Origin of the sequence: Paenibacillus sp. 2TAB19, from assembly GCF_052115185.1 — a bacterium.
GTDB lineage: Bacteria > Bacillota > Bacilli > Paenibacillales > Paenibacillaceae > Pristimantibacillus.
On the sequence record NZ_JBFRGE010000238.1, the window covers coordinates 1 to 373 of the forward strand.

At 54.1% G+C, this 373-nt stretch carries 1 rRNA gene; it reads left to right on the forward strand.

Going from position 1 to position 373, the window contains the following annotated elements:
- Positions 1–373, forward strand: a 23S ribosomal RNA gene (locus AB4Z33_RS31240); the annotation flags it as partial.

The window sequence follows — 373 nt, forward strand, 5'->3', positions numbered from 1 at the left end:
AGTAAGAGGCATACCGGGGGAACTGAAACATCTAAGTACCCCGAGGAAGAGAAAACAAAAGTGATTCCGTCAGTAGCGGCGAGCGAACGCGGATTAGCCCAAACCAAGGAGCTTGCTCCTTGGGGTTGTAGGACGTCTCACATGGAGTTACAAAGGTGTTTGGTAGGCGAAGAGGTCTGGAAAGGCCCGCTAGAAGAGGTAAAAGCCCTGTAGCCAAAATCRAWYACCCTCCGAGACGGATCCTGAGTACGGCGGGACACGTGAAACCCCGTCGGAATCCGGCAGGACCATCTGCCAAGGCTAAATACTCCCTGGTGACCGATAGTGAAGCAGTACCGTGAGGGAAAGGTGAAAAGCACCGCGGAAGCGGAGT